This is a genomic window from Cobetia sp. SIMBA_158, from assembly GCF_046566945.1.
GTDB classification, from domain to species: Bacteria; Pseudomonadota; Gammaproteobacteria; order Pseudomonadales; family Halomonadaceae; genus Cobetia; species Cobetia amphilecti.
The window spans coordinates 498,238-512,433 of record NZ_JAWJYL010000001.1; the positions used below are offsets into that span (position 1 = coordinate 498,238).

The 14,196-nt window shown below is 55.7% G+C and carries 17 protein-coding genes; 15 read left to right on the top strand and 2 right to left on the bottom strand.

Annotated features, from left to right (window positions below):
* The first annotated feature begins 1,695 nt into the window (after positions 1-1,695).
* The 9 genes from R2R70_RS02185 (at position 1,696) to R2R70_RS02225 (ending at position 7,340) form a co-directional block, all read left to right on the top strand.
* Positions 1,696-2,094 (top strand): hypothetical protein, encoded by a 399-nt coding sequence (locus R2R70_RS02185; RefSeq protein ID WP_410977107.1) that lies wholly within the window; start codon positions 1,696-1,698, stop codon positions 2,092-2,094.
* Positions 2,095-2,606: 512 nt separating this feature from the next.
* Positions 2,607-2,951: a hypothetical protein gene (locus R2R70_RS02190; protein WP_410977108.1), complete on the top strand. Its 345-nt coding sequence runs from the start codon at positions 2,607-2,609 to the stop codon at positions 2,949-2,951.
* Between the two features lie 3 nt (positions 2,952-2,954).
* Positions 2,955-3,128, top strand: a complete 174-nt coding sequence (locus R2R70_RS02195) for a hypothetical protein (RefSeq protein WP_410977109.1) — start codon at positions 2,955-2,957, stop codon at positions 3,126-3,128.
* A gap of 479 nt (positions 3,129-3,607) precedes the next feature.
* The gene (locus R2R70_RS02200; RefSeq protein WP_410977110.1) at positions 3,608-3,880 is read left to right on the top strand and encodes a hypothetical protein; all 273 of its coding nucleotides are present in this window, start codon (positions 3,608-3,610) and stop codon (positions 3,878-3,880) included.
* Between the two features lie 786 nt (positions 3,881-4,666).
* Positions 4,667-5,305 carry a hypothetical protein gene (locus tag R2R70_RS02205; protein ID WP_410977111.1) on the top strand — a complete coding sequence of 213 codons (639 nt, stop codon included), beginning with the start codon at positions 4,667-4,669 and terminating at the stop codon, positions 5,303-5,305.
* Positions 5,306-6,078: 773 nt separating this feature from the next.
* Positions 6,079-6,429 carry a hypothetical protein gene (locus R2R70_RS02210; RefSeq protein WP_410977112.1) on the top strand — a complete coding sequence of 117 codons (351 nt, stop codon included), beginning with the start codon at positions 6,079-6,081 and terminating at the stop codon, positions 6,427-6,429.
* Complete coding sequence (locus R2R70_RS02215; RefSeq protein ID WP_410977113.1) at positions 6,416-6,736, top strand: thioredoxin family protein; 321 nt, start codon at positions 6,416-6,418, stop codon at positions 6,734-6,736. The genes R2R70_RS02210 and R2R70_RS02215 overlap by 14 nt, the downstream gene beginning before the upstream one ends.
* On the top strand, positions 6,729-7,094 hold the full coding sequence (locus tag R2R70_RS02220; protein ID WP_410977114.1) for a hypothetical protein: 366 nt from the start codon (positions 6,729-6,731) through the stop codon (positions 7,092-7,094). The genes R2R70_RS02215 and R2R70_RS02220 overlap by 8 nt, the downstream gene beginning before the upstream one ends.
* Positions 7,095-7,097: 3 nt before the next feature.
* A complete protein-coding gene (locus R2R70_RS02225; RefSeq protein WP_410977115.1) occupies positions 7,098-7,340 on the top strand; it encodes a hypothetical protein in 243 nt (80 codons plus the stop codon).
* A 56-nt stretch (positions 7,341-7,396) separates the two neighbouring features.
* Here R2R70_RS02225 and R2R70_RS02230 read toward each other — a convergent pair whose 3' ends face one another.
* The gene (locus R2R70_RS02230; protein ID WP_410977116.1) at positions 7,397-7,678 is read right to left on the bottom strand and encodes a hypothetical protein; all 282 of its coding nucleotides are present in this window, start codon (positions 7,676-7,678) and stop codon (positions 7,397-7,399) included.
* A gap of 38 nt (positions 7,679-7,716) precedes the next feature.
* On the bottom strand, positions 7,717-10,362 hold the full coding sequence (locus R2R70_RS02235) for a Hint domain-containing homing endonuclease (protein WP_410977117.1): 2,646 nt from the start codon (positions 10,360-10,362) through the stop codon (positions 7,717-7,719).
* Positions 10,363-10,469: 107 nt separating this feature from the next.
* Between R2R70_RS02235 and R2R70_RS02240 the strand changes: the two genes are divergently transcribed.
* The 6 genes from R2R70_RS02240 to R2R70_RS02265 are packed head-to-tail and all read left to right on the top strand — an operon-like array spanning position 10,470 to position 14,050.
* A complete protein-coding gene (locus R2R70_RS02240) occupies positions 10,470-11,132 on the top strand; it encodes a ParB/RepB/Spo0J family partition protein (RefSeq protein WP_410977118.1) in 663 nt (220 codons plus the stop codon).
* Positions 11,125-11,805 (top strand): ParB/Srx family N-terminal domain-containing protein, encoded by a 681-nt coding sequence (locus R2R70_RS02245; RefSeq protein ID WP_410977119.1) that lies wholly within the window; start codon positions 11,125-11,127, stop codon positions 11,803-11,805. Before R2R70_RS02240 ends, R2R70_RS02245 begins: the two co-directional genes overlap by 8 nt.
* Positions 11,806-11,808: 3 nt before the next feature.
* Positions 11,809-12,468, top strand: coding sequence for a hypothetical protein (locus R2R70_RS02250; RefSeq protein WP_410977120.1), 660 nt, complete (start codon positions 11,809-11,811; stop codon positions 12,466-12,468).
* On the top strand, positions 12,458-12,892 hold the full coding sequence (locus R2R70_RS02255; protein ID WP_410977121.1) for a hypothetical protein: 435 nt from the start codon (positions 12,458-12,460) through the stop codon (positions 12,890-12,892). The genes R2R70_RS02250 and R2R70_RS02255 overlap by 11 nt, the downstream gene beginning before the upstream one ends.
* On the top strand, positions 12,885-13,790 hold the full coding sequence (locus R2R70_RS02260) for a hypothetical protein (RefSeq protein WP_410977122.1): 906 nt from the start codon (positions 12,885-12,887) through the stop codon (positions 13,788-13,790). The genes R2R70_RS02255 and R2R70_RS02260 overlap by 8 nt, the downstream gene beginning before the upstream one ends.
* The gene (locus R2R70_RS02265) at positions 13,787-14,050 is read left to right on the top strand and encodes a hypothetical protein (RefSeq protein ID WP_410977123.1); all 264 of its coding nucleotides are present in this window, start codon (positions 13,787-13,789) and stop codon (positions 14,048-14,050) included. The genes R2R70_RS02260 and R2R70_RS02265 overlap by 4 nt, the downstream gene beginning before the upstream one ends.
* Positions 14,051-14,196 lie beyond the last annotated feature (146 nt).

Here is a 14,196-nt window from a genome sequence, read left to right on the forward strand (position 1 = left end):
AGCGATATGTGGGGTGCGAGGAGGATGTCAGGAGAGGAACAGGAGCGGGAGAGCAGGCCAGAAGCACAGATCGGCACCGAGCAGTCTCATGTTGACCAGGCTGAGGGTGAGGTCGGCCGCGCGCCAATTTTTCCAGCTCCAACCTCGATCCCGTCCGATATCTGTTTTCTCTGTAGATCTATATCTTCGGATGAAGGTGTTTATTTAGAGGGAATGAGGCACTCGATGCAAAAACTCCGCCTCAGCCATCCAGCAGATCCAGAACCCTCGGAATCCGAGGTTCAGCCTCAGACCTCAAGCTCCTCGGATCAAGGCTTCAGCCGTCCGATATCTGTTTCTCTGTATTCTTCGGAGAGGGGTTTTATTTAGAGGGAATGAGGCACTCGATGCAAAAACTCTGACGAACCTCGGATCAGCGGTTTCCGAGACACCAAGGAACCTCGGATGAGCAACCTCCGCCGGCTCCGTTTCTCCCGTCCGATATCTATAGATTCTATATCCTCGGATGATGTGTATTTAGAGGGAATGAGGCACTCGATGCAAAAACTCTGACGAACTGAACCCTCGGATGTGGGGTTTCCCCAGAACCAGGCTACCAAGCAGTCCTGCAAACCTCGGATTCCGCAGTTTCCGCCTTTCCCGAACACCACAGAATCCAGTCTCTCTTCTCCAAGGCTCAGACCCTCGGAACCTGACCTTTCCCGTTTCCCGAACACCATGAAAAACAGACAAACTTTTCCAAGGCTCAGCATCCCCCAGAAATCCTCCACAAGAGACGAAAACTCGACAGACACACGAAGCAAAGGGGGAGAAACAGAAAACGTCACAGAGAGCTTCCCTGACAGTCTCAGAGAGCACCACGAACACAACACTCGGATGAGAACTGGTCTGCAAAAAATGCAACAAATCCAGACTGACCAATCCTCTACAGACCGCATGACAGCTGCTCCAGAGGGGAATCAGACCAAGGAGTCCAGTATAGGGACAGAATAGAGAGATACAGGGGGGTAGGAATGCCTGTAGGAGAGAGTCACGGGAGTAGGTGCTTGAGGGTGTAGGGAAGGAGAGAAACAGGGATGTGGGGGAGGTAGGGAGAGAGGGAAACAGGGAAGCAGAGAGATCAGGGAGAGAGGGTGGTGGTGTGAGTGAGTAGAGGAAAACAGGGAGGTGGGGAGGGAGGGGAAATGTGGGCGCATTGCCGCCTCTGCCAAAGCCTTCCCCATTTCACCGAACCTTACGCAACACTCGGGACTGGGAAAGGGGCGCTATACATATCGACGGACTGCCAAGGGTCTGCCTCCCCACGGTTCACTCTGTCTCGGGATACGGGTGGCTCTGCCATTCTGGGGAAGGCGCCATTTGCCGTTCTCTCTGGAAGCCAAGGGATTTTTGCCGACAGGGAGAGGGGACTTGCCGTGGCTCGCCATTCCCTTGCCATCTGACCGCTCAACCGTTCAACCAGTCATCTGACCATCCTCGGCAAGAGAAATGGTTTGCCGCGGCGTCTGTCGAACCGGATTTCCCAATCCGTGATTTGGCAGATTGCGTCCCAGGAAGGCGTGTGTCATCCAGGCTGTCGATCTGGTCTGCAAGTCACCGTGGCAATGCTGGCTCCTGATCTGTGTGCTGGGTGTGATGAGCCCCAGTCCTGCGCATCAGACAATAGCGACTCACACACAGCAGGAGTCCTATCACATGAACCTCATTTCCATCACCGGCATCTGCACGATCACTCGCAACAAGCTCTCTGTCGGCTTCAGCAGTGAGATTGATGTGCCGGGCTACCTGAATTGCGAGTTCAAGACAGCCAGGGCCAGCGATCAGCTGGAAGCCATCGTGGATACGCACAATCTGGAGGTCTACGTGATCTGCCATGACGCGAAGTCTGAGGCGCTGGATGTTGTCTGTTTTGCCGAGGATACGTGCGAGGAACTGATGAGGGTCACGATCAAGGGCCGTCACTACCATCAAGCCGTGAGCGACCTGGAGGCGACAGTCGGGGTGATTTCCACTGACCGCCTGATGTCGATCATCTGGGGTGTCACGCAGCTGGCGCAGATTCGTGAGGACAACCGGATCACCGCAGTGGCCTGAAGAGGTTTCCTGAACGCCAGGCATAAAAATACCCCGACAGTGACAAGTCCGTCGGGGTGTAGGAAGGAGTCAAACGATGGAGGGGGGATGGCGAACCCTGAATCCATGAACACAGGCTACTGCCGGCCTAACTATAAGTCAACACTTACTGACTCGCCATCCCCTAAAATTGCCCGGAGGTAGTAACCAGCGGTCGTTCCTTGACCGCTAGGCGCTATGCTCCAGGCATCACACTGAACTGTTGCCGACGCTTTTCACGACTGTCATGTCCCTACTGGGCCATCGACGTGTCCTAGTATAAGAAGTCCCTTCAGGAATGCAAATGCAGGGGAGGGTGTCAAACGGTCTATTGACGACCAGGCACCGAACGCTTCAACGTAACCGTGGTTAGAATCAGTCACCAACAACTTACCCTGATGGCAAAAGACCGCTTTCAGGAAAACGATCTCTGTGATTCTATGCCGTTGATCTCCAGCTGATACTAGAAGTCGGAATCAACAAGGAGCAAACACATGTCTCTCGCCGCACAGTTCTTCACCTCCCGCAACTTCAACATGAAGCATGCCGACATGGAAACCGTCGAAATGATGGCGCAGCTGATGGGCGTCGATCTTGAGGCTGTCAAGGCACGCATCGCCGAGCGTGAGCAGCTGTCTCGGATCGCCTGGGAGCAGAAAGAAGACCCCAACTGGAAAACCACGTCGGCCTTCCATCGTTTCGAGGAGGTGTTCGCCTACCAGGGTCGTCAGGTCTTCCACAATGACTGGCAGGGTGTCTACGCGGTCTGTGGACTGCCAGGGGGCATGCGGGACGTGCCTACCCTGGATGACGCCATCCGCCTTGTCTACGAGGGGTGAGCCATGCCCATCTCCCAGCTGATCGAGCAACTTGAAGCTCTCAAGGCCGAGCACGGCGATATCCGCGTCTTCCTCAGTGCCGGCGATTACCCTGGCCCACTGGACTCTCTTCGCTATGTCACCCCCGAACAGGGAGACGGATACGTCTGGGGCGACAGTATCGTGCTCAGGACGTAGCCAGAGACGCGAAAACACGTCTACCCACCCCAAGACACGCCCAGACAGCTAACGCCCCGTGTGCAAGCTCTCTGGGCGTTTCTGTGTGCGGGAGGGAAAGGCTGGACTTTGATATTGCGAGAGTGCCAAGGGGACAGGGAAAGGCGAGCGTTTGATATGCCGATGACTGCCTCGGGATGCAGAAATCCCCGTGGCGATAGAAAATTGCCGAGAAATCCGTCGCCGTGGCAGAAACTCCGGTTTGTCTCCCGAGCACAACCACAGGAAATTGCCCAGGCTCAGGCTTTTGCGCAATGAGTCCGGCAGTCAAACCCCCGTGGCAAAGCACGCACCATCCCCGGCAACGGGTCTACGGTCTTCAGGCTCCCAGGCAACGGGTCTTTTTTCGCCAGGCTTCCGTGTGTGAGCGCCAGTAAGCAGTGACTTATGATAGACACGCTCTCAAGGAGCAAACGTCTCTCACACACCAGGAGCACCACATGACCGCCATCACGACCGAGCTGAACGACTCCATGTTCGAGGTGCTGACCTCCGAGGACGAGGTGTTCGTCGCCCATGCCCCCGATGAATACGATCCCGCGATGGTCGAGTGCATTGCCGACAGTGAGTGCTACAAGAAGATCCTCTGCCAGAGCTACCCCCACGCCATCAAGATCGCGGTGGACCTCGGATTGAAGTATGAGTCCCTGGATGCCGACGCCTTTGCTCACTGGATCGAAGCCACCTATCCCAAGAACAAGAATTACACCTAGGCCAGACAGAAGAGAGAGCGCCCCAAGAGGGCGCTTTTTCGTTTCTGCAGAAAGCCTCGGGACAGGGAAAGGCTCGCGGTAGGTAGAGGAAACGATGCCAAGGGAATCGGGAAAGGGGCTGTATTGATTGCCACGGCCCTGACCACGGGATTTTGGGAAAGGCTCGCGGTAGGTAGAGGGCGGGTCACCACGGCAACCCTCACCCGCGGGGCGCCCACAAATGCGGGGCAACCTCAACCGTGGGGCACCCTCATCTGCGGGTCAGCCTCAATTGAGGGCAGCCCTCAACCGTGGGGTTCCCTCATCTGCGATCAACCTCAACCGTGGGGACTCTCAATTGCGGGATTCCCTCATCTGCGGTCAGCCTTATTTGCGGGGATTCTCGGTTGCGGGGTTCCCTCATCTGCACTTTCCCTCAATTGCGGGATTCCCTCATCTGCGGGGCTTCTCGGTTGCGGGGTTCCCTCATCTGGACAGAACACGGGATTCTCGGTCGTCAACAAAAAAATCTGGGTTTATTTTCCGCGATTTTCTTGATCACCCTGACGGGCAATGCTAGACGCGTGCGCGTTCCTTATTCACGTAAGCACGAAAAAAATTAGAAAAAAATTGCTTGTGTGTGTTGCAAAGCGTGACGCGTCACACTACACTGTGATTGTCAGCTGAGAGACACAACGACTTCAACTGACTGTTCTTTAACAATATGTCCGCAGCAGCGCTAGCTTTAATATAAAAGCAGCGAATAACTAAATAAGCGCGTAAGCGCAAACTAACGGAATTAATATCATGAAAAACATCGCTAAAACTATCGAAGCAGCTAAGTCCATCGTTTCCGCTATGAATCCGAAGAAAGAATATTTGAAGGAGGAAAGCGCGAAGCTGAATGAATCCGTCGCAACGCTGAAAGTCAAAAGCAAAAACGAAAATCATCGCGAAACAGAACAGCGCATTATTGAAGCGTCAAAGCAGCGCTTAGAGAACTACGCTCACAAGTCCGAAAAGCAGGAGATTGATTATCGCGATTTGAGCGTGGAGATTACGCACGCTAAATACAACGCTGCACTGTTGGAGCTGGACGCAAAGACTGTTCAGTATATCATCCGTCGAGAAGTCGATTTAGCGAGCGCTGTCAATAAGTCTCGTGAATACAAAAAACGCATCAAGTGCTTCCTGACAGCATGCGCTCACAAGGACGCAAGCAAGCTGGACAAAGCGCTAAACGCGCTCCAGACAAGCATGAAGACGAACAGCAAGACGACGTATAGCAAAGCAGACATCCAGCGCATCATGGATCATAAGACCGCGACACAAGCTGGATACTTCTGCACGTTCGGAAAGGAATTGAAAATGCTTTCCGCGCTGGACAAAGACACTGTTCAAATCAACAAAGAAAGTGATCTTTACAAAGACTTCATTGCAATCTAAATAACATTAAATAGCGCGCTCCAATTGAGCGCGCTTTTATTTACAAGGATTAGAATAATGATTACTTGTGTTATTAAGCGTCGCGTTTGGAATATGTCTTTCGATCAAGTCACAGTGTCGATTGATCCTGCAAATAACATGCGCTTTTATCTGTCCGATGATCTTGTGTCATGCAGCACTGTTAAAAGAACACGCGTCCAAGCGCTAACGCTTGCGCGTGACATCCTGCTAAGCACGCACAACGCAAGCGAGGAAGAAATAGAACGCTTGTTGATCCAGCATGACGACATGATGCATAGAACGCGCTCAGCAAGCGCGTAAGCAACGAAACAGCGCGCGTTGTGTCTTCGGATAGGACGCGCGTTATCGTTGCTTAGAATGGATTCTGGAGCGTTTTAGGATAGATCGAAAATTGAACGGAAAGTAAATTAGAAAAAACGAAAGTCCTAGATTTTTTTTATAATGCTTCTGGGTATAGCCGCCTATTTCCCACACTCCCGAAGCCCCTCCCTTATACTGGCCCCTGTGCCCCCATATCGTCCCCCTTATACTGGCATTTCCCGCCCCCTGTGCCCCCATAGCCCCTCTGGTTGCAGTGCCTCCCCCGAACGCTCGAACGCCCTGATCCCTGCCACGCCTGGCACCCCGCAGTCCTCGAACCTTATAGAGCCGTGTCGGCGGCGCTCCGCGCAGCCTGACGGCCACTTATGGTTGCCAACAACGACGCCTCGCTCTAGCATGTGTAAGTCACCACTTACTTAGAGAGCCAGCGCATGAACCTTCTTTCCAGCAAGCCCAAGCACCAGACCTGTGAACTCTACGCCGAGCAGTCCGTCCAGATGGCGGAAGATGCTCTGACCCGCATGAACGACGCGAGTGACCGCATGGCTGAAGCCATCGGCACCACGCAAGACCAGATCGACGTTCTTCTGGAGCGTGTGGCACGTCTTGAGCAGCGCAAGCACCACCTCGACGAGAAGATTGCCGGCATCAGCCAGGCGCTTTTCCAAGAGGATGTCGTCGAGTTCCCGCTGGGGCCTATCGGTGAGCTGGAAGACCTCGTGGTTCATGCAGATGGCAGCAAGAGCTTCACTGATGGGAAGAGCGACGATGCTACTAGCTGACAACTCCCCACTGTCCGAGTTCGTCGAGGCGAACCCTGATGGAGTCATCGTGATGCTCACCGCTGAATGGTGTGGTCGTCCCTGTGACTCCCTGGTGCCTATCCTTGAACGACTCGAATCCGAACATCCTCACCTGACCTTCGTGATCGCCGATTATGAAGCGCAGGGTGACTTCATGGCCGAGCACGATATCACCGCAGTTCCGACCGTCATGGCGTTCGTGGATGGTGAGCTGCGTGGGGCCACAATGTTTGCGCGTAACGAGGCCATGATTCGCCTCGAATTGTCTGAGGTGCTGAATGCATAAGTCTTTTCTGACCTTCATCTTCACTGTGGTCATGATCGGCGTATTCGCCTCTCTGGCTCATGGCGCCATGCGCGAGTCTGCTTATCAGAACGAGTGGTGTGGCGAGCGAGAAGGGCAGGTTGAATATGTCCTTCAGGATCGCGCTCGGGTGGACTGCCTGCTGCCGGAGTATGCCGTTGAGGTGGATTTCGACAACAAGTGGGCTGAGGCCATCGGCCAGGCGCTCTACTACGCAGCGATGACCGGCAAGAAGCCGGCGGTTCTGCTGATCGTGGGTCACAACCAAGAGCGTTATCTGGCGCGGTTCCAGCGTGCTGCCGCTGGTCTGGGCATCACCCTGTTCTTGATCGAGGAGTGAGGCATGATCCGACTGATTCTGGTTGTGCTGTTCGGTAGCACCGGGGCGATGTGTCTGCTGGGGGCAGCTTCCGTTGTGCTGTGGGGGCCAGTGCTGATCCTGTCGAAAGGCTACGGCCTGGAAGTGCAAAGTAACCTCTGGGCCTACTTCGGGGTGCCGCTGGTGATGATCTGCTCGTCGGTCATGTTCTACGTCTACTGGGTCTGCCTGCTGGGGTTCCGACAGGCGCTACACAACACCCGATAGGCTGACAGACAGGCATAGAAAAGGGGCGCTCATTGCGCCCCTTGTTCGTTCCTGAATCAGTCTTCGTTCTTGTGAAGCATCTTCAGGATTTCCTTTACCCGCTCGGGGCTCATGGAGCCGACTTCGCGTTTCAGGTTGATCCGATTCTGCTTCTCGCTCTGCTTCTCTTCGACCTTGGATGAGAGAAGTTCCTCGGCTTGGGCTTCGGTCAAACCTTCCAGAAGCCCCTCGATCACTTCCCTGTTAGTCAGTCCGGTCTTCCTTGCCAGCTTGCGCATCTTTCCGTGCGCGTCGCAGTTCATGGTTAGGTTGGCAGTAACGACCTTTTTCTCGCTCACAATTCAATTCCCTTCTTAGTTATTCGCAGATGTATGGGTCAAAGGCCAAGACCGGCAAAGTCGTAGTCTTGAGGGGCGTAGATCACGTTCTCGCTAAAGCCAGGCGTGTTCTGGACGATAGCCAGTCTTTCCATCGAATGACCCTTCAGGTGACCGTTGCCGCGATCAATGAAGTCGATAATGAATGCCACGTTCGGGCCATGCTTCTTTGCCCGAAGTCCTCGGCCGATACGCTGCCTCAAGGCGACCTCAGCCTTACCCCCACCCGCCAGGATTACGCATCCCACAGCGGGCACATCCACACCTACATCCATGATGGTAGACCCGATGAGCACTTGGGTCTTCCCATCACGCAAGTCATCGAGCGCTTTTTGCCTTTGTTCACGATTGGACTCGCCAAAGACAAAGCTCGCCTTGATGCCTGCGGCAGAAAGACGCTTCTCAAGAAGCCTTCCGTGATTCTTCTGCAACACCAGAATCATCACCGGCATTCCCCGTTCTGCGGCTCTTGCTGCCTCATGCACGATCAGGTTGTTCCTGATCTTATTGTAAATCACCCCTAACTTATATGCCTTTTGCCAAGGAGTAGACCTGCCCAGGCGAGTGTTTAATATGCTCTTTTCCTTCATTAGATCGAGTCCGTCCCGATCAACCTCGTAATCCACCGTGTGATAGCGGAAGTGAGGGGTTGCCAACACACCGCGCTCGATCAGCATCTTTTCCGTCACACGAATGAGCACAGGGCCGGTGCAGGCCAGCAGTCGCATGTTGGACTCCTGGTCATCCCGCATGAAGGGCGTTGCCGTCAGCGCCATGCGGTAACGAGCATTCTTGCACGCTTGCATGACGTTGTAGTAACTGTCCCCGCCGACCTCGTGAGCCTCTTCCAGCACCACGAACTCGACCATCTGCAAGAAGCGCAGGGTCTGATCCCGAACCTTCTGCTGACGCTCCTGCTCAGCCTTTGGCTTTGAGCGATCCGGCCCCTTCAGTCGAGCCACGAGGGTCTGCACCATGCCGACGGTGATTGCCCGGCGAGGATTCCATTCTCCATCCCCAACGACACCGACGCTCTTGCCTTTCCAGTAGTGATCGCCCTGCTGAATCTGATAGGCAAGGGACTCCTCGAAGGCCGACTTCATCTGATACATCAGCACCGAGCGAGTCGTCAGGAACAGGGTAGGGCGACGGATGCGGGAGACGGCGATATTGGCGATCCGAGACTTGCCGCTGTTGTGCGTGATGGTGAAGTCATCCAGCAGATACAGATTGTCGTCGTCCACCTGGAAGCCGTAGTAGTCGTCCTCGCCAAGCGCCTCGACGCTGAATCCAGTCAGGCACACGTCCTTCTTTTGGCGACGCGGATCGATCTTCTTGCGCTCGATCAGGACGGGGATTTTGGATACATCGCCGCAGATCGACAATCGATAGTAGACGTTACCTGCATACTTGCCCGAAGAGATGGTCTTGACGCTCGCATGCACCGCCATACCCAAGCTGCGAGCCACGAAGGCAATGTCGTCCGTCAGCCGCTCTGACTTGCTCACATAGTCGTAGCAGCCGTTGTGAACAGAGCCGTCGGTATCGATCAGTCCCGCTAGCAGCTTCAGTCGATCCGTCTCTGAAGCCACCTTGTAGGCGTGCGGGATGAATTTGTCGTGACTGCCGCATCCCCACAGCTCAAGGGCCTTTAGCTGGTCGGTGAGAGGGTTGCTGACGCAGCCGCCTCGCTTGCCGGCAGTCAGACGATACGTCTTGGCAGACCTCTCTTCCTTGTGGGATGTAGTGACCCTCATCGACTCGTAGGTTGCAGCCGCAGCCTCAAGATACTCTAAGACCTCCCTGTCTTCTGTAGTGACCGCCGGAGTCCCTTTCTTGATCGACCCGTCACCAAGCAGCGCCCCCAGCAAATACGGCTCTATGGTCAGGTCGTCGCTCTCAAATTCAATCCCGCGACTGCGATGCAGCTTGTGAATGTGCTTGAACGTCTTGCTCTCGGCCAAATACTCGTTGACGGTCAGCTCACGCCACACGCCGTTGTAGATGCTTTCCGGTCGCCTCTCTGGAAGCGTCGTCTGCTCAAGTGACAAAATGTGCTCACCGTTCACGACGAATGGCTTACCTGTGCGATTGGGAGTGATCCGATACATCTGATCCCTGCCGCGACAGAGCCTCATCACGTTCCTTGGGCGACTGTCCGGCCCCATCATCATGTCTCCGACCTCTACGTCCTCCACCGCCTTCATCGAGCCGTCAAACATCAATACTAACTGACCCTTCGCATGACAGCCGGTAGCACACTGAAAAATCCCCTGTCCTTCCTTGATCAGAACATCCACGGCCTTCGGCTGATAGCTATAAGCCTCAGTGTAGCCGAACGCGTCAATCTCGGGACGCTCGGGGCCAAGCGGTGCCGGAATTGCTTTCTGGACGAGCTGTGCCTGGTAGCCACGCTTGTTCAGCTCCGTGACGACAGGCTTGGCAAATCCTGCGGGAAATCGGCCTGGCCCCCACTCGAAGAAGGTGCTGGTGCCATCCCAGGTTCCGTCCTTCGCCGCTCTGGAATACTCCGCGCCGGCCGCCTGATACGACATCAGCGACTGCAAGATTGACTTCACTTCGGCACCACCGTCGATCAGCTGCGCCACTTTGGCGTTGCGGGCGATGCGAATAACAGAACTCATGGGCTGTTCCTCGCTTACGTTTTGCCTTATATTTCTGGTAAGTAATCGCTTACTTATGATATCGCGTAAAACACGCGTCCTTAATACTTACTCCAGAGTTTATCACAATGAGCGAAGTTATAAAGATTGATCCGCGAAAATTGCGAAAGAACGCGTTCAATACCAACAAGATGTCGGCAGAAAACGTCGAGAAGCTGCGAAATAGCATCCGCCGCAATGGTTTGATCGGCGCCATCGTCGCCCGAGAGAACGATCTGGGCGAGCTGGAAATCATCGGGGGCGAGCACCGCGTCCAGATCGCCATCGAGGAAGGGCTGACGGACGTGGCCGTCCACAACATCGGCTACATCTCCGATGACCGTGCCAAGGAGCTGATGCTGCTGGACAACGGGCGCTACGGTCAGGACGACGCATTCGAGCTGGCGAACTTGATGGACGAGCTGGCTGCCTCCGGCGAGGTCGATCTTGCCTCCTTCATGCCGTATTCCAGCGAAGACCTCGACAAGCTGATGTCGGTGACGGACATCGACCTCGACTCCCTCGATGACGACCCCGAGGACGAGATCGGTGATGTCGAGCGCACGACTGAGAAGCGCGAAGCCCCGCTACAGACCCACCAAGTGCTGCGTTTCCGTGTCGCGATGGACGATGTGGCCCGTGTGCAGGCTGTCGTGGGTCGCGTGATGGCCGAGCAGGGGTTCAATGACGAAGATTCAATGACCAACGCAGGTGACGCCCTGGTTCACCTGGTAGGAGCCTTCGATGAGTAAGCCGGAACAGGAAATCGTCTACCTCAATCCGAAAGACCTCGTGCCCTACGAGATGAACGTCAAGAAGCACCCGCAGAGTCACATCGAGACGCTGAAGACCCTGATGCAGCGCTACGGCTTCTCCAAGGGCAATGCCATCCAGGTCGACAAGAACATGGTCATCATTGCCGGGCACGGTCGTCGCGAAGCGGCCTGTCAGCTGGGCCTTGAGCGAGTGCCGGTCATCATCCGCGCTGACCTCAATGACGATGAGGTGAAGCGCTGGCGCATCGAAGAGAACAAGTCGGTCGGGCTGGACTACGACGTGGTGATGATGAAGGAAGAAATCTCCCACCTTCTCGACATCGACGAAGACCCGCTGATCGGCTTTGACCAGAAGGAATGGTCGGTGCTGACCGAAGACCTCACGGCCAACTTCAACTCCGAGCAGATGCTGACCGATCTGGACGAGGAAATGGCGGAATCCAGTCGCAAGCACGATGAAGCGGTTGAGGCGGCCAAGAACGCAGAGGTCGCGATCACCGATCTGCTGGGCTTCCGCAAGGTGCCGGCTCGTCACCAGCGCAGCATCGTTGCCTTCATGGCAGATGTCGAAGAGAGAACCGGCAAGTCGGGCATGGAGGCATTCATCGCCTTTGCCGAGACTCATTTATTTGGCCAAGAGGGTAAGTAAGCGATGACTGACAACATCGAACGCATGGTGATCGACAAGCGCTTCAGCTCGAAGGTCGAGCAGACCGATCGTGTGCTTGAGGTCGCTGAGGCATTTGGCCTGGGTCTGGAAGACCGTGACTTCGTGATCTACGACAACCTCGAAATCGAGGCCCAGGCGGGCGATGTCATCTACATCAACGGCCAGTCAGGCTCCGGCAAGTCGCTTGTGCTGCGCGAGCTGGCGTCCCAGATGATGAGTCGCGGCTACAAGGTCGCCAACCTCGACGATATCCAGTTCGAGGATGTCCCGCTGGTCGACCAGATCGGCAAGGACACGAACGACGCCATCCGTCTGCTGTCCCTGGCGGGCCTGAATGATGCCTACCTGCTGGTGCGCAAGCCGAATCAGCTGTCGGACGGCCAGCGCTACCGCTTCCGTCTGGCGAAGGTCATCGAATCCAACGCGGATGTCTGGGTGGCTGATGAGTTCTGCGCCGTGCTGGATCGCGATACCGCCAAGGTCGTCTCCTTCAACGTCCAGCGCACTGCCCGCAAGGTCGGCGCAATGGTCATCGTCGCGACGACTCACACCGATCTGGTCGCTGACCTGAAGCCGAGCCTGGTCATCGAGAAGGACTACAAGGCGAAGGTGAGCCTGGAGAGGACTGCTGATGAGCAATGACCGCCGCTATCACGATTCCGTCTACCGCAAGGCCAAGCGTGCCGGGGCAAAGGTGATCACCATCGAGCCGTTCGGTGCCGAGGTCTTCCTGTTCCGTGGCGTCTCTGCCTTCTGTAGCCAGTTCGAGAAGATTTTCGGTGTCACCCCCAACCCGCCCGATGCTCGCTACGTCATGGGCTTCTATGGCGCAGAAGACCTTGGAGGCGGTGAGGGCGTCCATGTCATCTGCGTGGGCGACGAGCACGGCGTGGACTACCCCGAGGATGTGATCTGGCATGAGGCGCTGCACTGCACCGTCTGTGTGCTCGATCAGTTCGGTGTGCGGTTCGATGTCGAGAACCACGAACTCTATGCCTACACCCAGGGCTTCATTGCCAGAAGTGTGCGGGAGCTGCTGTTCCCAGAGGAGGGCATGAATGTCTGAGTTCACCACGACCGTCACTCGCAAGACCGCGGCGGATTACCCCAAGCACTTCTCGCTGCTGGAGCGAATGGTGGTGGAGCCTGGCACCCGAGAGGATTGGCTGTCGCTTCATGACCTGCACTACAAGACCGAGGCCGACAGCTTCGGGCAGACCTACTACCGCTGCACGCTCGACGGGAAGCTGATCGGGGTGGTCGTCACGGCCTATCCGAAGCTGCTGCTGGAACCCCGGCACCGCATGTTCCCCAAGATCAAGCCGACAGGTGGAAGCCGGCTGACCAACACCGCACGCGGCAAGTTCGTGAATGACCTGTTCGCGATCATCAACCGCTCCGTGGTGGACACGAAGTATCGCGGCATTGGTGTCAGCTACCGGATGCTGAATCTGGCTTCACGTATGCACCCGCGTCAGGTCATGGAAATCCAGTCGGCCATGTCCAAGTTCTCTCCGTTCGCCATGAAGGCTGGCTTCAAGTTCGCCAAGCCGATCCAGAACAAGAACTACCAGAAGGGCGTGTCGATCATGGCTCGCTACCTCGACAACCACCCCTACAACACCGAAGGGCTGATTGAAGAGCTTGAGAGTATGCCGCCGGCACTGTTCCGAAAGGCCATGCGCGACCTCACGAGCTTCTACTACGCCTGTTCCTCCTTGGAGAAGACCGGCCGCAATCTCGGGCGAAGTCTGGATGACCTGGATTACACGCCGAGAGAGCTGATCGCCAAGATTCAGGGGCTCATTTTCACCAACCCCCTCTACGGCGCCTACAAGAATCCCGACTACGGGACTGAGCTGCCGAAGCGCATTCCGCTGGTTGCGTTCGACCTGCAATCCACCGAAGACCCTTTGAACATTGAGAAGCTGGCCCAGATTGCCGGCATGGAAGATATCGCATGAGCATCCATCGACTGACCGAAAAGCAGATTCAGATCATTTCCACCATCCGTGCCCATGCCGAGGTCTACGGAGTCGATATCGACATGAACCAGTTGATTGAGTCTCTGCCTTACAAGACCACCAAGGAATCCCTGCAATTCAGCATCCGAGCATTGATCAAGAAGGGGATGGTGGAGAAGGGGGAAACCCAGACGCGGCGGGGCCGCCGTCGCCGGACATTCATCATCACAGCCTTCGGAAAAACCATGCTCGGGATGTGAGGCAGAGTTTTTGCATCGAGTGCCTCACTCCCTCTATATAAAACCCCTTTCCGAGTAATACAGATAAACAGAAGAAGTAGATATCGGACGCGTCCAAGAGGGAAAACCCTCGGATGAAAAATGGACGCGCCCGGCACGACCTCCCA

Excerpts from the sequence above, each read along its gene's own strand:
- R2R70_RS02185 (WP_410977107.1), top strand. The coding sequence starts at position 1,696 with ATGAACCTCATTTCCATCACCGGCATCTGCACGATCACTCGCAACAAG.
- R2R70_RS02190 (WP_410977108.1), top strand. The coding sequence starts at position 2,607 with ATGTCTCTCGCCGCACAGTTCTTCACCTCCCGCAACTTCAACATGAAG.
- R2R70_RS02195 (WP_410977109.1), top strand. The coding sequence starts at position 2,955 with ATGCCCATCTCCCAGCTGATCGAGCAACTTGAAGCTCTCAAGGCCGAG.
- R2R70_RS02200 (WP_410977110.1), top strand. The coding sequence starts at position 3,608 with ATGACCGCCATCACGACCGAGCTGAACGACTCCATGTTCGAGGTGCTG.
- R2R70_RS02205 (WP_410977111.1), top strand. The coding sequence starts at position 4,667 with ATGAAAAACATCGCTAAAACTATCGAAGCAGCTAAGTCCATCGTTTCC.
- R2R70_RS02210 (WP_410977112.1), top strand. The coding sequence starts at position 6,079 with ATGAACCTTCTTTCCAGCAAGCCCAAGCACCAGACCTGTGAACTCTAC.
- R2R70_RS02215 (WP_410977113.1), top strand. The coding sequence starts at position 6,416 with ATGCTACTAGCTGACAACTCCCCACTGTCCGAGTTCGTCGAGGCGAAC.
- R2R70_RS02220 (WP_410977114.1), top strand. The coding sequence starts at position 6,729 with ATGCATAAGTCTTTTCTGACCTTCATCTTCACTGTGGTCATGATCGGC.
- R2R70_RS02225 (WP_410977115.1), top strand. The coding sequence starts at position 7,098 with ATGATCCGACTGATTCTGGTTGTGCTGTTCGGTAGCACCGGGGCGATG.
- R2R70_RS02235 (WP_410977117.1), bottom strand. The coding sequence starts at position 10,362 with ATGAGTTCTGTTATTCGCATCGCCCGCAACGCCAAAGTGGCGCAGCTG.
- R2R70_RS02240 (WP_410977118.1), top strand. The coding sequence starts at position 10,470 with ATGAGCGAAGTTATAAAGATTGATCCGCGAAAATTGCGAAAGAACGCG.
- R2R70_RS02245 (WP_410977119.1), top strand. The coding sequence starts at position 11,125 with ATGAGTAAGCCGGAACAGGAAATCGTCTACCTCAATCCGAAAGACCTC.
- R2R70_RS02250 (WP_410977120.1), top strand. The coding sequence starts at position 11,809 with ATGACTGACAACATCGAACGCATGGTGATCGACAAGCGCTTCAGCTCG.
- R2R70_RS02255 (WP_410977121.1), top strand. The coding sequence starts at position 12,458 with ATGAGCAATGACCGCCGCTATCACGATTCCGTCTACCGCAAGGCCAAG.
- R2R70_RS02260 (WP_410977122.1), top strand. The coding sequence starts at position 12,885 with ATGTCTGAGTTCACCACGACCGTCACTCGCAAGACCGCGGCGGATTAC.
- R2R70_RS02265 (WP_410977123.1), top strand. The coding sequence starts at position 13,787 with ATGAGCATCCATCGACTGACCGAAAAGCAGATTCAGATCATTTCCACC.